20 protein-coding genes are annotated in these 21220 nt (G+C 62.2%); 12 read left to right on the plus strand and 8 right to left on the minus strand.

The window, feature by feature from the left end; all coding sequences use genetic code 11:
- Positions 1-110 precede the first annotated feature (110 nt).
- A complete protein-coding gene (locus tag ACUY3D_RS07750; protein ID WP_448240792.1) occupies positions 111-1583 on the plus strand; it encodes a DNA polymerase IV in 1473 nt (490 codons plus the stop codon).
- Here the strand turns inward: ACUY3D_RS07750 and ACUY3D_RS07755 are convergent.
- Positions 1580-2515, minus strand: coding sequence for an asparaginase (locus ACUY3D_RS07755; RefSeq protein ID WP_448240794.1), 936 nt, complete (start codon positions 2513-2515; stop codon positions 1580-1582). The genes ACUY3D_RS07750 and ACUY3D_RS07755 overlap by 4 nt on opposite strands.
- 106 nt (positions 2516-2621) lie before the next feature.
- Here ACUY3D_RS07755 and ACUY3D_RS07760 point away from each other — a divergent pair, with 106 nt between their 5' ends.
- Positions 2622-3251 (plus strand): WKL family lipoprotein, encoded by a 630-nt coding sequence (locus ACUY3D_RS07760; protein WP_448240796.1) that lies wholly within the window; start codon positions 2622-2624, stop codon positions 3249-3251.
- Positions 3252-3376: 125 nt separating this feature from the next.
- On the opposite strand, the gene ACUY3D_RS07765 is transcribed toward ACUY3D_RS07760, so the two are convergent.
- Positions 3377-4324, minus strand: coding sequence for a DUF6263 family protein (locus ACUY3D_RS07765; RefSeq protein WP_448240797.1), 948 nt, complete (start codon positions 4322-4324; stop codon positions 3377-3379).
- 32 nt (positions 4325-4356) lie between these two features.
- Between ACUY3D_RS07765 and lspA the strand changes: the two genes are divergently transcribed.
- From lspA to ACUY3D_RS07785, 4 genes are read left to right on the plus strand one after another with little or no spacing between them, the layout of a single operon-like run.
- Positions 4357-4872: a signal peptidase II gene (gene lspA, locus ACUY3D_RS07770; RefSeq protein WP_070533290.1), complete on the plus strand. Its 516-nt coding sequence runs from the start codon at positions 4357-4359 to the stop codon at positions 4870-4872.
- Entirely contained in the window at positions 4872-5795 is a 924-nt protein-coding gene (locus ACUY3D_RS07775) for an RluA family pseudouridine synthase (protein ID WP_046647986.1), read from the plus strand. The genes lspA and ACUY3D_RS07775 overlap by 1 nt, the downstream gene beginning before the upstream one ends.
- Positions 5792-6391, plus strand: coding sequence for a hypothetical protein (locus ACUY3D_RS07780; protein WP_448240800.1), 600 nt, complete (start codon positions 5792-5794; stop codon positions 6389-6391). The genes ACUY3D_RS07775 and ACUY3D_RS07780 overlap by 4 nt, the downstream gene beginning before the upstream one ends.
- An 18-nt stretch (positions 6392-6409) precedes the next feature.
- Positions 6410-6679 (plus strand): type II secretion system protein, encoded by a 270-nt coding sequence (locus tag ACUY3D_RS07785; protein ID WP_070519902.1) that lies wholly within the window; start codon positions 6410-6412, stop codon positions 6677-6679.
- Here ACUY3D_RS07785 and rarD read toward each other — a convergent pair.
- Positions 6676-7581, minus strand: coding sequence for an EamA family transporter RarD (gene rarD / locus ACUY3D_RS07790; RefSeq protein WP_070519904.1), 906 nt, complete (start codon positions 7579-7581; stop codon positions 6676-6678). The genes ACUY3D_RS07785 and rarD overlap by 4 nt on opposite strands.
- Positions 7582-7646: 65 nt before the next feature.
- Here rarD and dnaE point away from each other — a divergent pair, with 65 nt between their 5' ends.
- Together dnaE and ACUY3D_RS07800 are read left to right on the plus strand one after the other, a co-directional pair.
- Complete coding sequence (gene dnaE / locus ACUY3D_RS07795) at positions 7647-11222, plus strand: DNA polymerase III subunit alpha (protein WP_154761809.1); 3576 nt, start codon at positions 7647-7649, stop codon at positions 11220-11222.
- 85 nt (positions 11223-11307) lie between these two features.
- Positions 11308-12504 (plus strand): cobalamin-independent methionine synthase II family protein, encoded by a 1197-nt coding sequence (locus tag ACUY3D_RS07800; protein ID WP_144014611.1) that lies wholly within the window; start codon positions 11308-11310, stop codon positions 12502-12504.
- 87 nt (positions 12505-12591) lie between these two features.
- Here the strand turns inward: ACUY3D_RS07800 and ACUY3D_RS07805 are convergent, their stop codons facing one another.
- Positions 12592-13218, minus strand: a complete 627-nt coding sequence (locus tag ACUY3D_RS07805) for a hypothetical protein (protein WP_101735594.1) — start codon at positions 13216-13218, stop codon at positions 12592-12594.
- Between the two features lie 112 nt (positions 13219-13330).
- Positions 13331-15244 carry a choice-of-anchor I family protein gene (locus tag ACUY3D_RS07810; protein WP_448240802.1) on the minus strand — a complete coding sequence of 638 codons (1914 nt, stop codon included), beginning with the start codon at positions 15242-15244 and terminating at the stop codon, positions 13331-13333.
- 178 nt (positions 15245-15422) lie between these two features.
- Between ACUY3D_RS07810 and ilvA the strand changes: the two genes are divergently transcribed.
- Genes ilvA through hslR form a run of 4 tightly spaced genes read left to right on the plus strand, consistent with a single transcriptional unit; the run spans position 15423 to position 18008 of the window.
- On the plus strand, positions 15423-16706 hold the full coding sequence (ilvA, locus tag ACUY3D_RS07815) for a threonine ammonia-lyase IlvA (protein ID WP_448240803.1): 1284 nt from the start codon (positions 15423-15425) through the stop codon (positions 16704-16706).
- A complete protein-coding gene (locus tag ACUY3D_RS07820; RefSeq protein ID WP_448240804.1) occupies positions 16706-17344 on the plus strand; it encodes a YigZ family protein in 639 nt (212 codons plus the stop codon). Before ilvA ends, ACUY3D_RS07820 begins: the two co-directional genes overlap by 1 nt.
- Positions 17345-17378: 34 nt before the next feature.
- Positions 17379-17615 (plus strand): hypothetical protein, encoded by a 237-nt coding sequence (locus tag ACUY3D_RS07825; protein WP_070596854.1) that lies wholly within the window; start codon positions 17379-17381, stop codon positions 17613-17615.
- A 6-nt stretch (positions 17616-17621) separates the two neighbouring features.
- The gene (hslR, locus tag ACUY3D_RS07830) at positions 17622-18008 is read left to right on the plus strand and encodes an Hsp15 family ribosome-associated heat shock protein (RefSeq protein WP_070596855.1); all 387 of its coding nucleotides are present in this window, start codon (positions 17622-17624) and stop codon (positions 18006-18008) included.
- Here the strand turns inward: hslR and ACUY3D_RS07835 are convergent.
- The 3 genes from ACUY3D_RS07835 to ACUY3D_RS07845 form a co-directional block, all read right to left on the minus strand.
- On the minus strand, positions 18005-19009 hold the full coding sequence (locus ACUY3D_RS07835; protein WP_448240806.1) for a GTP pyrophosphokinase: 1005 nt from the start codon (positions 19007-19009) through the stop codon (positions 18005-18007). The two genes, hslR and ACUY3D_RS07835, sit on opposite strands and share 4 nt — an antisense overlap.
- Before the next feature lie 49 nt (positions 19010-19058).
- Positions 19059-19667, minus strand: a complete 609-nt coding sequence (locus ACUY3D_RS07840) for a hypothetical protein (RefSeq protein WP_448240808.1) — start codon at positions 19665-19667, stop codon at positions 19059-19061.
- A gap of 141 nt (positions 19668-19808) precedes the next feature.
- Positions 19809-21194: a 3'-5' exonuclease gene (locus ACUY3D_RS07845; protein WP_070623185.1), complete on the minus strand. Its 1386-nt coding sequence runs from the start codon at positions 21192-21194 to the stop codon at positions 19809-19811.
- Positions 21195-21220: the final 26 nt, after the last annotated feature.

Here is a 21220-nt window from a genome sequence, read left to right on the forward strand (position 1 = left end):
GCGAAAAAGGTTAGGGCGGTAAAGTAAGCGGATGGGGGCGTTGGGGTTACGAAGGTGGTAAAGAAACATGAATAATGGGTGACGGATACGCGGTGTTTAAACTGGAGCACATGCAACGCTGGGTTCTTCACATCGACATGGACGCGTTCTTTGCGTCGGTGGAGCAGCTCACCCGCCCTACCTTGCGCGGCCGGCCTGTGCTGGTGGGAGGAACGAGCGGACGCGGCGTCGTCGCCGGTGCTTCCTATGAGGCCCGCGCATATGGAGCTCATTCCGCAATGCCCATGTTCCGCGCGCAGCAGCTCGTGGGGTATAAAGCCGTGGTGGTGCAGCCGCGCCGGGCGGTGTATGTGGCGGCCTCGCGCCGGGTATTTGGAATTATTGCGCAGCATGCGGGGGTCATCGAACAGCTCTCCATCGACGAGGCCTTCATGGAACCGGCCGCACTCGCCGGAGCCACGCCCACCGAAGTCCGTGAGTGGTCGGAGAATCTGCGCCGAGTGATTCGAGCCGAGACGGGCCTTCCCAGCTCCATTGGCGCCGGTGCAGGAAAGCAAAGCGCGAAGATTGCGTCAGGGGAGGCCAAACCGGACGGGACTTTTATCGTGCCCCAGGAGCGCTTCGATGAGCTCATCCACCCGCTGCCGGTGGGCAAGCTTTGGGGAGCGGGCCCAGTCACCCAGCAGAAGCTCGCAGCTATCGGCGTGGAGACTATCGGCCAGCTGGCGGCGATGAGCCGCAAGGAAGTCGAGATCTCACTGGGGAACGTGGTGGGCGTGCAGCTGTGGGAGCTCGCCCAAGGGATTGATGAGCGCCCGGTTGCCCCGCGCGCGATTGCCAAACAAATCTCCACCGAGTTCACCTACCCCACGGACCTTCGCACGGCGGCGGAGGTGGATGCGGCACTAATCCGCGCGGCGCAGGGCGCGCATTCCCGCCTGCTCAAGGACGGCCGCGGCGCGCGCACGGTGACGGTGAAGCTGCGGATGGCGGATTTCCACATCGAATCCCGCTCGGCCACGTTGCCCTATGCCACGGATGACCTGAAGGTCCTCGAGGCTAAGGCCTTGAGTTTGGCGCGCTACCCGGAGGAGCTCGGGCCCATCAGGCTGGTCGGGGTGAGCTACTCGGGTTTGGAGGAGGCCCGCCAAGACGTGCTATTTCCTGAGCTCGACCGCGAGGTCGTGCGTCCAGCTCCGGATACGGATTACGAGACTGGCGTCAGCGACCACCTGCCCGGCGCGCCGGAAACGGAGACGGAGCCCGGAGTAGAGTCGGAATCGCTGGGAGAAGCGGAATCGGATTCGATGCGCCGCTGGCACGCTACCCAGGACGTCTACCACTCCGAGTTTGGCCACGGCTGGATTCAAGGCGCCGGCCACGGGGTGGTCAGCGTGCGCTTTGAAACTCGCGCTACGGGCCCGGGGTTTGTGCGCTCTTTCGCGGCTGAGGATGAAGACCTCCACCCGGCCGATCCATTGGACTCACTGGCCTGGGAGGGGGCGCTGCCAGGCGACGCCACCGAGGCCGATGGGCCCGAGATTGACACCGCTGGGGAGGAACCGCCACGCGAGGATAGCTAGCCCGCGGTATAAGCAGTGGCGGAGGGGGCAGTGCTAAACATCTCTGCCACCGGTGTGTCGGTAGCGAGTGCCGCGGCGAGCATAATGCGGGCTTGGCCGGCTCGGAATCCACCGGAGGCTACCGCACCCATCTCGCCCAAGGTGGCACCGCCACCTGCGCCGCCATAGGCCAGCTTGGTAGTTCCGTAGGGCGTGCGGGTGCTAATCACCACGGGCACGCCCGCTTGCAGCGCGCGGGCAACCCCAGCTCCCATCTCTTCACCCATGTTCCCCGAGCCCATGGCTTCGATGACGAGGCCATGGGTGTGGTTGAGGGAGGCGTCGACAAGCGCGGCGCCGGCACCCGGGTAGGCGGCGATGATTTCAACGGGGTGTTGCGCCATGGGGGAGAGCGGCAACGGCGCCAGAGCGGAGTCACCCACCGGTAGCTCCTCAAAGCCGTTGAGCTGCGAAGTATGCCACTTGCGTGCGCCGCGTCCGGGAATGGTCTTGCCGCCGAATTGCACCCACACGCCGGCCTTTCCGGAACACAGGAGCTCATAGGAATCGCGCAGGTTGCGCGGGCCATCACCGGCCGGGTGGTCGAAGGCGCGCTGCGCGCCAGTGAGCACGATGGGTCCCTCACCGAGGTCGAAGAGGGATAACGCCAGCGCGGTTTCCTCCATGGAATCGGTGCCGTGTGTGACGAGGACGCCATCAATCTCCGGGCGCGCGAGTTGTTGGTGAACGCACAACAGCAGCTCGTCGAGGTCTGCCAAAGTAATCGAGCTGGAATCCAGCGCGCGGAATTCCACCACCTCAATGTCGTGCGTTCCGCCTTCAGCGCCGAGGAATTGGGCTAGCTGTTGCCCACTGACGGTGGGGACCAAGGATCCGTCACGGATCGTCGTGCAGGCGATGGTGCCACCGGTGGCGATGAGGGCGAAAGTCATGACAGCAGGCTACTACAGGCACGCACCTGCGCGGGAACCCCAGGGCGGCGGTCGTGGACGCTAAAGTAAAAGGGATAAACCACGATCCCCTACGTGAGGAGTATTTGTGAAATCCTTCAAGCTGAGCGCCGCCGTTGTGGCCTTGGGCGCCGCGACTGCCCTGGCAGCCTGCTCGTCTTCCGAGGATGCAGACACCGAGAACAGTACCGCCGCTAAGCCTTCGGACGAAACCTCTGCCTCGCAGGTGGCCTCCACCGAGATGCCGACCGTGGAGCAGCTCAATGAGATCCTGACCAAGGCCGCCGACCCGAACCTTCCACAGGAAGAGAAGGTCCAGCTGGTCCAGGGTAGTGAGACGGCGCCGGAGCTTTTCGACGTCATGTCGCAGTCCCAGGCCGAGTCCGGCGCCACCTTCGAGGTCGTGGCCCCGGTCATCCCGGGCCTCGTGCCGGATTCCGCGCTGGCGACCGTCCACATCAACACCCCGGACGGCCAGCAGCAGACCGCCGACCAGGTGGAGTTCATCAACGAGGGCGGCACGTGGAAGCTGTCCAAGACGTGGGCCTGTGTCCTGGTCACCAACATCGTCCCGCCGGAAGAGGTGCCGGAGATGTGTGCTGATTCCGTACCGGAAGGCGCAGAGGCGCCTGCCGACGCCCCGGCAGAAGGTGCCGAAGCTCCTGCCGACGCTCCGGCAGAAGGCGCAGAGGCCCCGGCCGACGCCCCGGCTCAGTAAGACTGGGATTCAAGCTTCAGCGCCCGCCACCACACTGGATTGAGAGCCAGTGGGTGGCGGGCGCTGCGCTGTCCGAAGGTCGGCGCGCGGTTGCCTGATGCGGGGCAGGCTCGGCGCGCAGCGGACTAGTCGGTGGTGAACGTCATATCGGTGGCGCTGGTTTGCACCACGCGAAGATCGGAGCTGTCCGCACCATAAGAAATGGCAGTAGTCACGGAGACATCGCCGGCGGTGGGAAGCGGTTTGGTCAGATCAACGGTGACCGTGCCCTTCGACGTCGACGTGGTGTCCATGACCTTGAGCTCTTTGCCCCGCAGCTCCTCGGGGGCGTCAGCGCCGTCGAAGGAGAGCGCGCCCAGGGACGGCCGCTGCTCAACCTCGACGTTGAGCGTGGCGATATCCCCGTCGAGCTTGTCCAAGGTATAGGTCGTGGTTTGCAGCAGCGTGGACTCGCCGGTAACGCGCGATTCCACGACCCACTGAGCGCCGGAGCCAATTTCCTCATCCGGGAAGACGATGGGCAGCGAGGTCAGGCTGGTGATGGCGCGCTCCACAGTGCTGCGGGCCTCGTCGGTTGCGGCCTGCGGGGCGGCAAGGCGCAGCGAGTTCATTTGCCCGCTATCCGTGCCGCGCCACCCAAACTGGAAGCCCTCGGCGGAGGAGACGTCCGCGCCTTCGGCCGCAGGTTTGCCCACGGTAACGAAGGCGTTGCGGCTGGCCGGCAACTGGCCCTCAACATTCTCGGTGGCAGCCTCCACCGAGGCCTGTAGCGGAAGGGTGACCTTGTCCTTGGTCGCTGGCGAAGGAGCCGAGCTACCGTCCTTGCGCAATTGCTGGTCAAAACCCGTGGCGACCTCATAGGTCAGCTCCTGAGTGGCATCGAGATCCTTATAAGCCACAACGCGGCTTGCGTCGTCACCGGGTTCTAGGAGGGTGACGCGCGGGGCATCGAGGCCTAAGCCCACTGGCTCCTCTACTGGCTTGGCCGGCTGGGAATAGGAACAGCCGGCGAGCGCGCCGCTGACTCCCAAGACGGTGGCGGACAGGACTGCTAGAGCTCTCACACGAAACACGCATTCCAAATTACCGGATGAGCCTGTTTAGAATGGAACGAGTGAAAGCAAGGAGTTATATCGGAGTGATGGTTGCGGTGGTGCTCGGTGTGGCCGCCGTCGACCAAGCCGTGAAGGCACTGATGCTGTCCATCCTCACGGAAGGCGAAGCCCTACCGGTAATCGGTGACTGGTTCCGCTTCTACCTTCTCTTTAACCCCGGCGCCGCCTTCTCTATGGGAGGGGAAGGCTCGACGTGGCTGTTTACCACTATCCAACTCGCCTTCGTTGTTGGTGTAGCAATCGCCGCCCCGCGCATTCATGACAAGTGGCAGGCCATCGGGCTGGCGATGATCGCCGGCGGCGCTCTGGGCAACCTCATCGACCGCCTCGTGCGCGAGCCAGGGTTTTGGTTCGGCCACGTGGTGGATTACATCTCCGTGGGCAGCTTCGCTGTTTTCAATATCGCGGATGCGGCCATTACCTGTGGAGTCGTAGTCTTCATCATTGCGATGTTTTGGGCGGAGATGCATGAGAAAGCTGAAGAAAAGGAAACAGGGGGAGAGTAATGCGCGAAAGCCGTAGGTTGCCGGTGCCCGAAGGGCTCGATGGCATGCGCGTGGATGCCGCCTTGGCCAAGCTCCTGGGCATTTCCCGCGCCCGCGTGGCCCAGCTGTGCACGGCGGGTGATGTGGAAATCGACGGTGCGGCCGTGGGCAAGTCCGAGCGCTTAAGCGCCGGTGGCTGGATCGACGTCATGATGCCAGCGCCCGAGGAGCCGCTCATTCCTAAGGAAGAGCTGGTGGAGGGCATGGATGTCCTCTACGCGGACGAGGATGTCATCTGCGTGTTCAAGCCCGTGGGCGTGGCCGCGCACCCGACTTTGGGCTGGGATGGCCCCACCGTCATCGGCGGGCTGCGGGCGGCGGGCTATGCGCTTGCCGACGCCGGCCCTACCGAACGCAAGGGCATCGTCCACCGCCTCGACGTGGGAACCTCAGGCGTCATGGTGGTAGCCGCTAGTGAGCGGGCCTACTCGCAGCTCAAGAACGCCTTCCGCGAGCGCACCGTGAAAAAGACCTATCACGCCGTGGTCCAAGGCCTGCCCGATCCCATCGTCGGCACCATTGATGCGCCTATCGGGCGCCATCCTTCCGCGGGGTGGAAGTTTGGGGTCATTGATGACGGCAAGCCGGCGGTGACGCACTACACGCTGCTCGAGGCCTTCCGCGAGGCCAGCCTCCTCGAAGTCCACCTGGAGACCGGCCGCACCCACCAGATCCGCGTGCACATGTCCGCCACCGGGCATCCCTGCGTGGGCGACCCGATGTATGGCTGTGATCCGAACCTGGCGAAGCGCGTGGGGCTTAACCGCCAGTGGTTGCACGCGGTCGAGCTCGGTTTTACCCACCCCGGAACTGGCAAGTGGTTTGAATGCACCGCACCCTACCCGGACGATCTGAAGCACGCCGTGGAGGTATTGCGCGGATGAGCCCGCAGCGGAGCACGCGCCAGCGCATCTACCGGCGCCGCCGTGCCGCGGCGTTGGTGCTGCTGGCCGTGCTGGCGCTGGTGGTGATTGTCCTTTTCGGTCTGCTTGGCACGCAGCCTCGCTCGGCGTTGCAGGGAGACCAGCTGGGCCCGGATGGAACCGAGACTGCCGCCGAATACCGCGAGCGCGCGGAGGCCTCGCTAGCGCAGGCGGATAAGCCAGCCTATGCGCTGGTGGGTTTTAATAAGCCGCTGAGTCCGCACGACGTCTCTGAGGCTCTGCAACCAATCCAGCGGATGGATGCCATCGTGATTGGGCTGGCCGCTCCTATCGCTGTTCCCGAACCCGTCGCAGGAGCCGAGCGCGCCGACGTCATCGAGGCGGTGTTCGCCCGCGTGGATGAGCAAGCCGGTGGCATGGGCGAGGAAGTCCCCACGCACGTTGATGCGGTGGTGGTCTATTCTGCGGGCACCCAACTGCGCGCCCTCGCCGCCGACCCGCGGGTCGAGACGATCGAGGTTGCCCCCGACGATGCCGCCTGGGGATCCTTCGGCGTGCGCCCGCCCGCTAACGTCGGACAGAACGAGAACCGCTAAAACAGTCAAGGAGAAGACATGCGTTTGTTTCCGAACACCTCTACGTGGCCGCCGAACTACCGCTTTGCTTACCTCTTGATGTGGGCGGGCGCGTTCATCGCCTCCGGGGCTGCCATCGCGCAAGGGATCTGGGGCGCGGACAAGCTCGCCCTCGGCATTCTCATCGTGGTGGCCATCTACTGCATCGCCATGGCCGTCCTCATGCCGCGGTGGGCGCTGAACGCGCGCGAGGAATCCGCCCGGCGCGCCCAGGCTAAGCAAGCGCGCGAGGAGCTGAAGCGCCGCTAGCCCTCTGCGGTGGCGCGTGATGCGTCGGCGGGGTGGAGGCGGGCGCGGCGTCGAGAAGCGCGGCCCATGCGCACCAAGTCTGCAAGGTAGATGATCACCGCAACCCAGATGATGGCAAAGCCAATCCAGCGTTCGGTGGACATGTGCTCCTGGGTCACGAACAGCGCCCACAGCATCTGCATGATGGGGGTCATGTACTGCAGCATGCCGAGGGTAGACAGGCGCAGGTGCTTAGCACCCTGCGCGAAACACAGCAGCGGTAGGGCGGTGACGAGGCCGGAGGTAATCAGCAGCGCGATGTGCCCGGGGCCTTCGGTAGTGAAGGTGGATTCGCCCTGTGCCTGCAGGTAGCCCAGATAGATGAGCGCGAAGGGGAGCATGACAATCGTTTCCGCGGCGACCGACCCCATGGAGGAGACCGTGATGCGCTTTTTAAGCAGGCCGTAGATACCGAAGCTGAAGGCTAGGGCCAGTGAGTAGTAGGGGGCCTGACCGGTCATGAAGGTTAGCCACAACACGGCGATGAAGGCGATGCTGACCGACGCCACCTGCGCCTTCGTCAGCTTTTCCTTGAGAAAGATGATTCCTAGGGCCACGGAGACGAGCGGGTTGATGAAGTAGCCAAGTGCGGCATCGGCCACGTGGTCGCTGTTGATGGCGATGACGTAGGTTCCCCAGTTGATGGTGATGGCCACGCCGCAGGCGAGCATCCACCCCCAGGTGCGCAAGCTGAACGCGCGTAACTCGCGCCAGCCGCCGGTTACCAAGAGCATTGCGGTGACAAGAACCGCGGTCCACACGATGCGGTGGGCCAAGATCTCGAAAGGGCTGGCGGGGCGCAGCAGCGGGAAAAACGCCGGGAAGAAACCCCACATGAGATAGGCAGCAATGGTGTAGAACATTTAAGAAAATGTACCTTAACGAGGACGTACGAGCGAAGTTTGACGTCCCCGCTAAGATGAGCCGCATGGCCAAAAACTCCTCCTTCGTCCACCTGCACAACCACACCGAGTTCTCCATGCTGGATGGCATGGCCAAGGTGGATATGTTGGCGGATGAGGTGGTTCGCCAAGGAATGCCTGCCGTCGGCATGACAGACCACGGCAACATGTATGGCTCCAACGCCTTCTACCAAAGGATGACGAGCGCCGGGGTGAAGCCCATCATCGGCATCGAGGCCTATCTCGCGCCCGAGTCACGCTTCAACAAGAAGCGCGTGCTGTGGGGAACCCCGGACCAAAAGCGCGATGACGTCTCCGCTTCCGGTGCCTACCTGCACCAGACCATGCTGGCGGAAAATGAGACCGGCCTGCGCAACCTGTTCACGCTGTCCTCCCTGGCCTCCTATGAAGGCCAATTGGGCAAGTGGCCGCGCATGGACGCGGAGCTGATTGCCGAGCACGCCGAGGGCATCATCGCCACCACCGGCTGCCCGTCGGGTGACGTGCAGACCCGCCTGCGCCTGGGCCAGTTCAATGAGGCGCTAGAGGCCGCCGCTATGTGGCAAGACATCTACGGCAAGGACAACTTCTTCTTGGAGCTCATGGACCATGGGCTGGACATCGAGAAGCGCACGCGCGATGGCCTGTTGGAGATCGGCCGCAAGCTGGACCTGCCGCCGCTGGTGACCAATGACTGCCACTACGTGCTGGAAACCCAAGCCCCCGCGCACGAGGCGATGCTCTGTGTGCAAACCGGCAAGACCTTTATGGATCCGGACCGCTTCAAGTTCGACGGCACCGGCTATTACATCAAATCTGCCGCCCAGATGCGTGAGCTGTGGGATCATATGGTGCCGGAGGCTTGCGATAATACTCTGTGGATTGCGGAGCGCGTGCAAGACTACGGCAAGATCTGGGAGGAACATACCCACGACCGCATGCCGATTGCCGACGTCCCCGAAGGCCACACCCCAACCTCCTGGCTGACCCATGAGGTTATGGAAGGACTCAAGGATCGCTTCCCCGGTGGAGATGTTCCGCAGGAGTACATCGACCGTGCTGAATACGAGATCAGCGTCATCGATATGAAGGGCTACCCTTCCTACTTCCTCATCGTGGCCGAGCTCATCAAGCACGCGCGGTCCATCGGCATTCGCGTTGGTCCGGGACGTGGTTCGGCGGCCGGTGCACTCGTGGCCTACGCGCTGACGATTACCAACATTGACCCCATCGAGCACGATCTCCTCTTCGAGCGATTCTTGAACCCGGAGCGCCCCTCCGCGCCGGATATCGATATCGACTTCGATGATCGCCGCCGCGGCGAGATGATTACCTACGCCGCCGAGAGGTGGGGCGAGGACAAGGTGGCGCAGGTGATCACCTTCGGCACCGTGAAGACGAAGCAGGCTATTAAGGACTCCGCGAAGGTCCACTTTGGCCAACCTGGTTTCCAGATGGCCGACCGCATTAACGGCGCGCTGCCGCCCGCCATCATGGCCAAGGACATCCCGCTCGCCGGCATCATGGACCCAGAGCACGAGCGCTATTCGGAGGCGACCGAGGTCCGTCAGATGATTGAGACCGACCCGGACGTCAAGAAGATCTACGAGACCGCCCGTGGCCTTGAGGGCGTGGTTCGCCAAGCCGGCGTGCACGCATGTGCCGTGATTATGGCCTCGGTGCGCCTCATGGACCACATTCCGATGTGGAAGCGCCCAGCCGACGGCGCCTACATCACCGGCTGGGACTACCCGGCCTGCGAGGCCATCGGCCTGCTGAAGATGGACTTCCTGGGCCTGCGCAACCTCACCGTGATCGGTGACTGCCTGGAGAACATCAAGAAGAACCGCGGTGAGGAAGTCCACCTCGAAGACCTCCACGCCGACGACCCGAAAGCCTCGAAAGTCTATGACCTGCTCTCGCGCGGCGATACCCTGGGCGTGTTCCAGCTGGACTCCGGCGGCATGCAGGAGCTGCTCAAACGCATGAAACCGACGGGCTTTAAGGACATCGTGGCCTCGCTGGCGCTCTACCGCCCGGGCCCGATGGGCGTGAACGCGCACTGGGATTATGCGGACCGCAAGAATGGGCGCAAGGAAATCACTCCGATCCACCCCGAACTGGAGGAGCCGCTCAAGGAAATCCTCGATGAGACGTACGGTCTCATCGTGTACCAGGAGCAGATCATGCGTATCTCGCAGAAGGTGGCAAACTACACCGCCGGCGAGGCAGACGGCTTCCGTAAAGCCATGGGTAAGAAGAAGCCCGAAGTCTTGGCGCAACAGTACGACAAGTTCTGGGGCGGCATGAAGGACAACGGCTACTCCAAGGAAGCGATGGACGCTCTGTGGGGCACCATCGAGCCCTTCGCCTCCTATGCGTTTAACAAGTCCCACGCCGCAGGCTACGGTCTGGTGTCCTTCTGGACGGCCTACCTCAAGGCCTACTATGCGCCGGAATACATGGCTGCGCTGTTGACCTCGGTGGGTGACAAAAAGGATAAGTCCGCCATCTACCTTGCCGACTGCCGCCACCTGGGCATCCGTGTGCTTTCCCCGGATGTCAACGAATCGGTGGAGACCTTTCAGGCCGTGGGCGATGATATCCGCTTCGGCATGGGCGCTATCCGCAACGTTGGTGGGGACGTGGTGGATTCCATCGTGAAGACTAGGCGGGAGAAAGGCGCCTATGCGTCCTTCTCCGACTACCTGGACAAAATCGAGCTGGCGGCCTGCTCGAAGCGCGTCACCGAATCCCTGATCAAGGCCGGTGCCTTCGATTCTTTGGGTCATCCGCGTAAGGGACTCATGCTCATCCACGAAGATGCCGTGGATTCGGTGCAGACGACGAAGAAGGCAGCCGACAAGGGTCAATTCGATCTCTTCGCCGGCTTTGGTGGGGAGGAAGGGCAAGGCGAGTCCGCTTCCGCCTTCGCCATCGATATTCCGGACGAGAACTGGGACCGCAAGCACGAGCTGGCCCTGGAGAGGGAAATGCTGGGCCTGTATGTCTCCGGCCACCCGCTCGACGGATTCGAGGAAGCCCTCAACGCGCAGACCGATACCCCGATTACGAAGATTCTCAACGGTGAGGTGGGCAATGGCCAAGAGCTGGTGATTGGCGGCATCATCTCGGGTGTTGACAGGCGCTTTTCCAAGCGTGATGGCTCGCCCTGGGCCATCGTCAGCATGGAGGACCACAACGGTGCACAGGTGGACATCCTCGTGTTTAACCAGGTGTATTCGTTGGTGGCCGCGCAGATCGCGGAAGATAACATCATCCTGGCCAAGGTGCAGGTGAAGATCCGCGATGAGCGCATGTCCCTGTTCTGCTCCGATATCCGCATCCCTGATCTTGGCCCAGGCAACGGTGCCGGCCTGCCGCTGCGCCTGACCATGCGCACGGATCAGTGCACGATGGACAACATTGCGCGCCTCAAGCAGGTCCTGGTCAACAACAAGGGCGAGTCGGATGTGTACCTCACGCTTGTCGACGGCGAAGAGTCCACCATGATGGTCCTTGGTGATCACTTGCGCGTGGAGCGCTCCAGCAATCTCATGGGTGATCTCAAAGCGACAATGGGCGCCGGCATCCTCGGGTGAATTTATCTTCGCTTTCGCTATGGGTAGACGGGCCTTGACAGCTAGGCTAGACAGCACAGTCTAGAAGAAAGGAACCCCGTTTCCCATGGTCAATAAGATTCGCACCACCCACGTTGGATCGCTGCCACGCACGAAGGAGCTGCTGGAGGCAAACCTCGAGCGCTCTGCAGGCACCATCTCCGATGAGAAGTTCCACGAGATTCTTCAGCGATCCGTCGCGGACGTCGTCAAGCGGCAGGTCGACCTTGGCGTCGACATCATCAACGAGGGCGAGTACGGCCACATCACCTCCGGCGCCGTCGACTATGGCGCGTGGTGGAACTATTCCTTTACCCGCCTGGGCGGCCTGACCATGACGGATAAGGACCGTTGGGAAATCGGTGACAAGATCCGTTCCGAGCCGGGCAAGATTCGCCTCTCTTCGATGAAGGATCGCCGTGACCGCGCTCTGTTCGCCGAGGCCTACAATGACCCGGATTCGGGTATCTTTACCGGCCGCAAGAAGGTTGCCAACCCGGAGTTCACCGGCCCGGTTACCTACATCGGCCAAGATCAGGTGGAAGCGGACGTCAAGCTGCTTGCCGACGCCCTGCCTGATGGCACCGAAGGCTTCGTCGCCGCCCTATCCCCAGGCGCAGCGGCACGCCTTCCTAACAAGTTTTACGAGGACGAGTCTGACCTCCTGCGTGCCTGCGGTGAGGCGCTCAAGGTGGAGTACAAGGCGATTACGGATGCCGGCTTGACCGTGCAGTTCGACGCCCCGGACCTGGCTGAAGCCTGGGACTCGGTGGTTCCGGAGCCGACGGTTGAGGACTTCCAGGCCTTCCTACGTGAGCGAATCGATGTGCTCAACGAGTCCATCAAGGACATCCCGCGTGAGCAGACTCGTCTGCACATCTGCTGGGGTTCCTGGCATGGCCCACACGTGACGGATATTCCGTTCGAGGACATCATTGAGGAGATCCTGCAGGCCAAGGTCGGCGGATTCTCCTTCGAGGGTGCCTCGCCGCGTCACGCCCACGAGTGGCGCTTGTGGAAGGACCACAAGTTGCCGGAGGGCACCGTCATTTACCCGGGTGTGGTTTCTCACTCCACCAATGCTGTGGAGCACCCACGCTTGGTAGCAGACCGTATCATCCAGTTCGCTGAACTGGTCGGCCCAGAAAACGTGATTGCATCGACGGACTGTGGTCTCGGCGGCCGTCTGCACCACCAGATCGCGTGGGCCAAGCTGGAGTCCCTCGTGGAGGGTGCGCAGATTGCCACCGAGGAGCTGTTCTAATCAGCGAGCGGCCATGAACCAGTGAGCAAACTAAATAAACGCGCGAACCTCCTTGGTTCGCGCGTTTAATTTTTGGTGGGGAGGCGGTTACTTCGCAGCCGCTTTCTCGCCTTCCTTCTTCTGGGAGTTATCCCAGTAAAAGCCGTGGCTCTTGAGGAAGGCGCGCAGACCATCGAGAACGGATGGGTCGAATTGTGCGACCACGGTCAGCGCATTAATAGCGACGGCGACCAGAGCGATAATGCCGCCGACCCACGCAAAGACCTCTTCGGCTGTGTCATTGGGGCGGGCGGACTGTACCCATTCGGGCATCTCGTCCCATTCCTTCTCCAACTCGGCGTCCTTTTCCGCTTGGACGCAGTCTGGCTCTGCTGGCATGCCAGAGGAACCATAACCGTTAAGGATGCCGAGCCCCAGCTCCTGCGGCCCCATGAAGGAAGAACCTGCGGTGCCATCAGCCACCGCCTGCTCGTGCTCCTCACGCGCCTTGTGCACAGCGTCCGCACATTCCTTGGAGAGATCGGAGGTGTCGATGTGACCGACGTTCATCGAGCTTCCACCGTTGGGGCCCTGAGAGCTTCCGCCACTAGAGCTTTGGCTCTGGGAGGAAGCGGGGGACTGGCTGCTCTCAGCGGATTCTGCGGCTGTGGCCAACGGGGTGACCAGGGCCATCGTCGTCGCGCACACTGCGATAAGGGAGGTGGAAAGGCGCATAATCAGGAGTTCTCCTTGAAAGAAGGTGCGAAGGGGGTGCGAGAAAAAGGGGTGGGCTAGCTTGTCCTAAGCCCACTTCAATGTAGCAGCCCGCCCCGAGGGAAGGTAGGGATTACAGGAACTTCTCCAGCTGCTCGCGCAGCGGTGCTGGGGCAAGGCTGAGGACTGTTTCGCGGACACCCGGAGCGTTCAGCAGGCCGACTGCGGCAGCCACCGCAGCGATGACACCGATGACAGAACCGGCGATGATGCTCGCAGTGGATGAGTGGGAGCTGTGGGTATTCTTGTCCTCGTCGTCCTTGTCACCGGTAGAGTCTTCGTCGTCAAGCAAATCTTCAACAGAGTAGACAGTGGTGGTTCCGGAGACTTCGTTGCCCACGATGAGCAGGTGCTCGCCGTTGGGGGAGTCGGCCTTGTCGACGAAAGTGAAGCCCTCCGGGCCCAAGTCACCGGCAGCGGCGAACTCATCGGTGGAGAAGTCGCGGTTGTTGACGTAGGTGACGAAGGAGGCATTGGCCGGGTCGGTGACGTCATAGACGAAAACGCCGCCGACGCGCTCGGCGCCAACGAAAGCATAGGTGCGATCCCCAACCTTGCCGATTGTCAGGGCCTCCGGTTCAGGGCCCTTGTTGTCAGAGCGGTCATCAAACTCGGCCGCTTCGTTGTCGGCGTTGTGGTGGAACACTCCCGGTTCATTCAGCTCAGCGGTGATCTTTTCAAAATCGCTACCGGAGTCGAAGACGACCGTGCCGTTGGCGTCGTAGATGCTGAAGGAGCGAGAGCCGAAGGAATAGAGCTCGTCGAAGCAGCCCTTCTCTTCATTCCACCCGGAGGCGTTGCTGAGCTTCAGGTTGCCGGCCTGCTTCTTGTCGGCGAGCTCGTCCGGATTGACGTCGCCCAGCGCGCCCTCGCACACCTTGCCGTCCTCGATGAGGTCCTTGAGCTCGACTTCATCGGTGTAGACGCCGGAACCACCGTCCTTTTCCTTGACACCCCACTCGCGGGCGTCGCCCTCATTCGCGGTGGCGAAGTAGGTCTGGCCGCCGGCGGTGAAAGCACCGATGGAGTCCGGCATGGACAGACCCTTGACCGGGATGGTGCGCAGCTCGGCGGCGTCATCCTTGTTGGAGGAGTCGAGTGCTACCTGCGAGTGATCCGCAATGTGAGCCGGCAGGATCTTCTCCACTGTGGCGGATTCAATATCGATGACCCCAATGGCATTGGCCTCCTGCAGCGTCACGTATGCCTTGCCCGCCTGGGAGGAGATGTACTCCGGTTCGAAGTCAATGGAGGGCTTCGCCTCGTGCCCGGAGGGACCAAAGACGCGCACGCCCTCAGGCAGTGGCTTGCCGTCGAAAGCCGTGAAATCAGCGATGCGGGCATCCGCCTGAGTCGGCGCCGCAACTCCCGCCGGCAGCTTGATAACGGAGACGGAACCTTCTGGGTCGGCGACGTAATCGGTGCCCTCGGCGTTGAGCTCGTTCGACGGCTCGCCCTCGTTGGCCACGAGAGCGTAGTTTCCGTCCGCGGTGAGGTGGACGTTATCCGGCAAAGCACCCACCGCCACGCGCCCCAGCTCGGCGGTGGCTAAGTCCTCGGCCGCAGCGTTGAAGAAGAGCGCCTCGCCGTTCTCGGTCTTGTCCGCCTGCTGGACGGCGGCCACAGCCAGGCCATCAGGGCGTACGGCTACGGAGTTGATCTCTTTGCCTTCACCGGCAGAAATGGAGCCGATCAAGGTGGGCTTGGCTGGGTCAGCGGCGTCGAGGACGTCGATCTGGCCCGCGTGCGCGTTAACCGTAAGGATGCGCTTGGAGGCTGGGTGGAAGGCCACGATTTCCGCGGCTGATTCTGCGTACACGCCGGACTCATAGGTGCCGATCGGGGTCACCTTGAGGCTGGCGTCAGCGGCGGAATGCTCGATGACGTTGTCCACAATCGCGGCCGAGGATGCCGGCACGGTCAGGCTAAGGCTAGTCGCGGTCGCAGCACACAGCGCGAGAGCGCGGCGGGAGAAAGAGCGAGACATTGAGAAAGACTCCTTGAAGCGGAACGAAAAAGTTTCCGAACCACCGTACGTACCGCCCATGGTGCTTTTGGGGAACGCAGCGTTGCAAACAAACGATATCTAGGTAAACGTTGGGTGAATCGGTCGAATGCTAGGTAATGTGCGACGCGAGAGAGCTGGGGCGCTAAAATGAGCCACCATGACAAGCACCCCGCAAGACTTCGAGCCAATCCACGCCTCTGATATCCAACTGGCACAATCGCGAATTAGCTCGGAGATTGCCCCGGCTCCGCTGCAGTATTGCCCGCGCCTGTCCCAAGAAACCGGCTATGAGGTGTACTTAAAACGCGAAGATCTGCAGGACGTGCGCTCCTACAAGATTCGCGGCGCTCTGTACGGCATGTCGAATTTAAGCGAAGAGCAGCGGAAGCAGGGGATTGTTACAGCCTCTGCCGGCAATCACGCCCAAGGCGTGGCTTATGCCTGCCGCACCATGGGGATCCACGGCAAGATCTTCGTGCCGGAGCCGACCCCGAAGCAAAAGCGCGACCGCATCCTGGTCCATGGCGGTGACGTCGTGGAACTCGTTGTCACCGGCGCCAACTTCGATGAAGCAGCTGCCGCCGCGCACGCGGATGCTGCGGAGCGCGGTGCCTTCTTTATTGAGCCTTTCGACGCACGCGATACCGTTACCGGCCAGGGAACCGTCGCCGCGGAAATCGTGTCCCAACTGTCGTCCATCGGTAAATCCCTCGACACCGTGGTGGTCCCCGTGGGCGGCGGTGGCCTGATCTCCGGCATCACCTCCTACCTCGCTGACATGGCCCCGCGCACCGCGGTGGTGGGCATTGAGCCGGCTGGGGCGGCGTCGCTCAGCGCTGCATTCGCTGCCGGCGAGCCGGTAACGCTCGACACCGTGGATCCTTTCGTCGATGGGGCTGCGGTCAAGCGCATCGGTGAGCTGCCCTTCAAGATTTTGGAGGCCAATCAAGGACGCTTGCACTGGGATGTCGTCTCCGAAGGTGCTGTGTGCACTGAGCAGTTGGCGCTGTACCAGAACGAAGGCATCATCGCCGAGCCCGCCGGCGCGCTGAGCGTGACCGGCCTGCGCACGCTGAACCTGCAGCCGGGCTCGACAGTCGTCTGCGTTATTTCCGGCGGCAACAATGACGTGCTGCGCTACGCCGAAATCATGGAGCGCTCCCTAGTGCACCGCGGCCTCAAGCACTACTTCCTGGTGAACTTCCCACAGGAGCCAGGCCAGCTGCGCCACTTCCTGCAGGATGTCTTAGGTCCAGAGGATGACATCACGTTGTTCGAGTACCTCAAGCGCAATAACCGCGAGACCGGCGCGGCGCTGGTGGGCATCGAACTGGGCAGCGCAGCGGGTATCGATGGCCTGCTGGAGCGCATGGAGAAGTCGAAGCTGAATTGCCAGCAGCTTCAGCCGGGCACCCCTGAGTACGATTTCCTCGTCGCATAATGCTGGAGAGCTATCAGCGCCCGGTCGCAGGAGACGTCGTCGAGCACGAGATTGAGATCAAACGCTCGCGGTTTATCACCCTCATCGGCCGCGCCACGAATGAGGCGGAAGCACGCGCGCTTATCGACGCCGCCTGCGACCGCTTTCCCGACGCCCGCCACCACTGCTCGGCGTATATCTATCACGTCGATGGCTCGAATCCGGTGGAGCGCTCCTCCGATGATGGCGAGCCTTCCGGCACCGCCGGTAAACCGATGCTTGATGTTTTGAAAGGCTCGGGGCTGCTTGATATCTGTGCAGTGGTCGTGCGCTACTTCGGCGGTATCAAGTTGGGCGCGGGCGGGCTCGTTCACGCTTATAGCGGCGCTGTGAGCGAGACGATGGAGCAGGTTGAGCATGTCACGCGCGCCTTGCGTGAGCTCTATACCGTGGAGGTTTCCCACGCGGAGGCCGGCCGGCTGGAAGCGGAGTTGCGCAACCGCGGCGTCGACATGGTGGATACCGCTTATGGCCAGGCGGTGACTTTCACCGTGTCCGTTGAGCCCGGCGGTGAGGAGAAACTCGCTGCAACGCTCGCGGCACTGACTCAGGGTGGGGTAGAGCCGAAGGAAGCCGGAACAGCCTGGGTGGAGCTTTAAGGTGGCGGGCTTCTGGCCATGTAAAATAAGCCCCATGACTATGCAGCGACGCCCCAACAATCCCATTGAGCAACGCAAACAAGCCGTACGCACCCACGCACGCAACGGCGCTGTGTGTGTCGTGGGAGGCGTCGCCGGCGGCATCCTCCTGGGTTGGGCATTGACTGGTTTCTGGACCTGTATGGCCATTGGTCTCATCGTCGCCGTGGTCGGCGGCGCCTACAACTGGATAAAGATCCAGAAGATCGTCAACGAAAACCACAACCTTTAAGCGCCTATGGTGAATCAGCCCGACGGGCGGCCCGTCCGCATTGACGCCTGGGTCTGGTCCGTGCGCATGTTCAAGACCCGGTCAGAAGCTGCCGCAGCGGTGCGCGCCGGGCACGTCAAGCTCAACGGCAACGCCACCAAGCCCGCACAGCAGGTTGTCCCCGGCGACCGCGTGCGCGTGTGGCGCAACCACCACGAACATGATCTCGAGGTGCTCGCCACCGTGTCCAAGCGCGTGGGCGCTCCCATCGCGCGGACCTGCTACATCGACCACGCACCGCCGCCACCGCCGAAGGAGTTTTTACCCTCGGTTCCGGTTCGCCCGCGCGGTGCCGGCCGCCCCACGAAGAAGGAGCGCCGGCAGATCGACAAGTTCCGCGGCGGATTCCGCTAATTATTCCGGAAGCTTTTTAAGGCCTTCAGGCGCGCGTTCAGGCGACGCTTGCGATCCTTGCGGTCGCCGGCTTGGGCGGTGGCCTCGATGTGCTGGGCACCGAACTTGTTGAGCAGCAAATCGTCGATAAGCCTGACCTGGCCCGGGCGGAAGCGGTAGCGCATGGCGTCATGCACGTGGGCGATGGCGTCTTCATCGAGGAGCTGCTTGAGCTGGCTTAGACGATTGATGCCGTTGTTTTCTAAAAGCTCCGCTAGGAAGCGATAGTGCTCCGAGCGTGAACGCGGAAAGCGGTTACCCAGAATGATGGCGAGGACGCCGGGGAGGGTCTCTGCCGTGATTTCCACGTCATCGTCCGCCTCGGAGCTGGGGGCCTTGAGCGCTGCGATCTCATCGAACTGCTGGTCCGCCAACTCAATGAGGCCCGCAGCGAGCGTGAAGAGGCGATCCACCTGTGGGGATGGCGGGTTGGGGCCCTGCTTGTACCGGATATCGTGCTCAAATTCCGCCCAGGCGTGCTGCAGCACAGTGCGGATTTGAATCTCAAAGGTCCAGCCAACATAGGCTTCAAGTTCCTCAAGGGCAGCGACACTATCTTCAGAGACCTTGAGCACTAGGTGGTGTGAGCCATAGCCAAAGCCGCCGGAAATCCGCGTTTCTGCTGCCTTGTCCACCGAGCGAAGCACGGTGAAGGTTTCTCCCAGAACTTCGAGGGCCTCCGGAATAACCGTGGAGTGGAAGACGGTAATCCGCACGCCCAAGACATCGTGGATATCCTCCCACGGAGTGGGGTACATGAGCTCGCCGTTGCCGCGACGCTTCTTTGCCTTGGCCTTCAGAGACGGCCATTGCTTCACACGGGTAGCTACGCGGTCGAAGATAATTCCGGCGTCGTTAAGCAAGTCCTCGATGGCATCGCGGAAGTCCTGCGCCGCAGTGGGATGCGCGTGCACCCAGGAATGATACTGGTTGCTCAAGCGGGACATGGATGATTCAGCCATCGTGAAACGTGACTCCTTTCGGCCACGGCGGAAAAGTGCGGGGGTGTGTCTACACCTCCAACGGGAAGCCGTTAGCTAATACTAGCGGTTGCATGCTGAGCGGGGCTCGATGGCGCGGGCGCAATTCAGCAGCGCGCCACGCTAACTCCGTGGCGCGATGCGGGGATACGTTGAACAACGCATAAAGAGTGTGCGCATCAGGCACGAGGTACGTGATGCTTCGAGCCTGGCTGAGCCTCTGAAGATGATTGTCTAGGATAACGAAAGCCTGCGGATGGGCCAACCAGGACGATATCGTGCAGCGATAAGCTCGCACCTCGAGGCCTGCCTCGGACCCCATGAAGCCGAGTTCGGCAGGGCGGGTGAAGAATCGCAGTCCCTGCTCCGTCAACGCTCGCCGCTGCAGATTCAGCGCTGCGGAATCCCATGCCTGGCGTACGGTTAAGCCCATATCATCCAGAGCGCGCTGGCTCACACGCTTGGCCTCCGTACCCGTGCCGCGCACTATGGACATCGATAGCGTGCGCGATAGCTGGAGGCTAGCAGGTGAGTCCCCAAAACCATCATCACACAGCTTATTTCCGGTCAGCTCTTCGCTCGGGCAGAGCGAGGGGAGAAGGCGATCGACGTGGAGGGAAGTGGATAGCGCGATGGTCATAAGGATTTATCTCCGTAACGGTTGGGCAGGTGCAGATTCCTTATGCTTATTGGACTGCGCTCCACGCCCACCGGTTCCCAGCGAAGAGGAGAATTCCTTTGTATTTGGGCTTATCGCGGATGCCTTGAGGCCAATCGCGGGTTAAAACGGAGGTGCTTCATCGAGTTGAAGCTCCTCGAGGAGCTTGTCTGTCTGCCAGATCTCAATATCCTGGCCCTTGCCTTGTAGCTCTTCGGCGCGCTTTTCCTTCGATGTCTTGGTGGCCCACTGGCCTACGACGAGGATGGTGGTCTTCTTCGTGACGTTCTTGCCCACCTTTCCACCGCGCTCAGCAATCTTGGACCACAACAGACCTTTATCAAAAGGTTCGAAGTCACCAGTGAGGGTGACATTCTGGCCAAACAATGCGCCTTCTGGATCGGCGTCGGGGTTCGGATCCGGGATGGTGTCTGGCGTGGATACGGACTGCCATGGGGCCGGCCCGCGGCGCTGTGCGGACCCGGAGCTCTTCTTTTTCGCACCCGAGGTCGTTCCGGCCATGCGCGTCTTGTCGCGGAAATCCGTGCCTGCGCCTAAGTCCGCTGCAGACAGCGGAGCAGTGTTAGCGCGCAGAACTGGGATGACGGACTCCTCGCTCAAGGTGCCCAGGGCAAAGTCACGGATGGTGAACAAGTCCTCGATGGAACCAGAGTGACCAAAGCGCTGAGCCAGGGCGCTAACAATTTCGCCGGCTGCCCGGGCATCCGCTGTGGCTTCGTGGTGGTGGAAGTCCTCGGCCCCGATACAGGAGGCGACGGTCGGAAGCTTATGGTTGGCCACGTCGATGACGCCGGCGCGGGAGGCATCGCGAGCCAGGGCCAGCGAGCACGCCAAGCGAATCTCCGGAACTGGCGCCGCAGATTTCTTAAGGCCGCTGCGCAAGGCCGTGGAATCGAACTGTGCGTTGTGGGCCACCATCGTGTCAGAGCCGAGGAAGTCGAAGAGCTCGGCAGCAGCATCCGCAAAGGGCGAAGCATCAGCGACGTCATCTGGCGTGATGCCGTGGATACTGATGTTGACGTCGTCGAAGTGCTCTAGGCCCGGCGGGGGAGTGCACAACCACGTACGGGACTCGGTCTCTTCGCCATCGCGGAAGCGGACCGCGCCGATCTGGCACACCGAACCCCAGTTGTCATTGGCCGTTTCCACATCGACGGCGGTGAAGTTCAATCCCTGAACACGAGTGCTGGCGGCCGGTGCTTCGCCGCGCAAGGCAGCCTCCACCGCCTGCGCGAAAGCCGTGGCGTCCTGGCCGGGTGCAAAACGGATGACCGTGTCACCAGCACCATCTCCGGAACCACTGGTGCCGTGAACGATGACTTGACCAAAACCAGTTGCCGTCGGCTCCGTGCATTCCACGCCCGTGGCTCCAGCGAGGGAGAGACTCTCGTGGGCTGGTGCGCCGAGGGAAGAAGCAAGCAAAGAGCGGCGGAAAACAATGGCTTCGGCGGTGACATCAATGACGGCACCGTGGGCAGTGTAGGACACGGATTCCTTTCAAAGCATGGTGTTGG

This window comes from Corynebacterium guaraldiae (assembly GCF_053480195.1).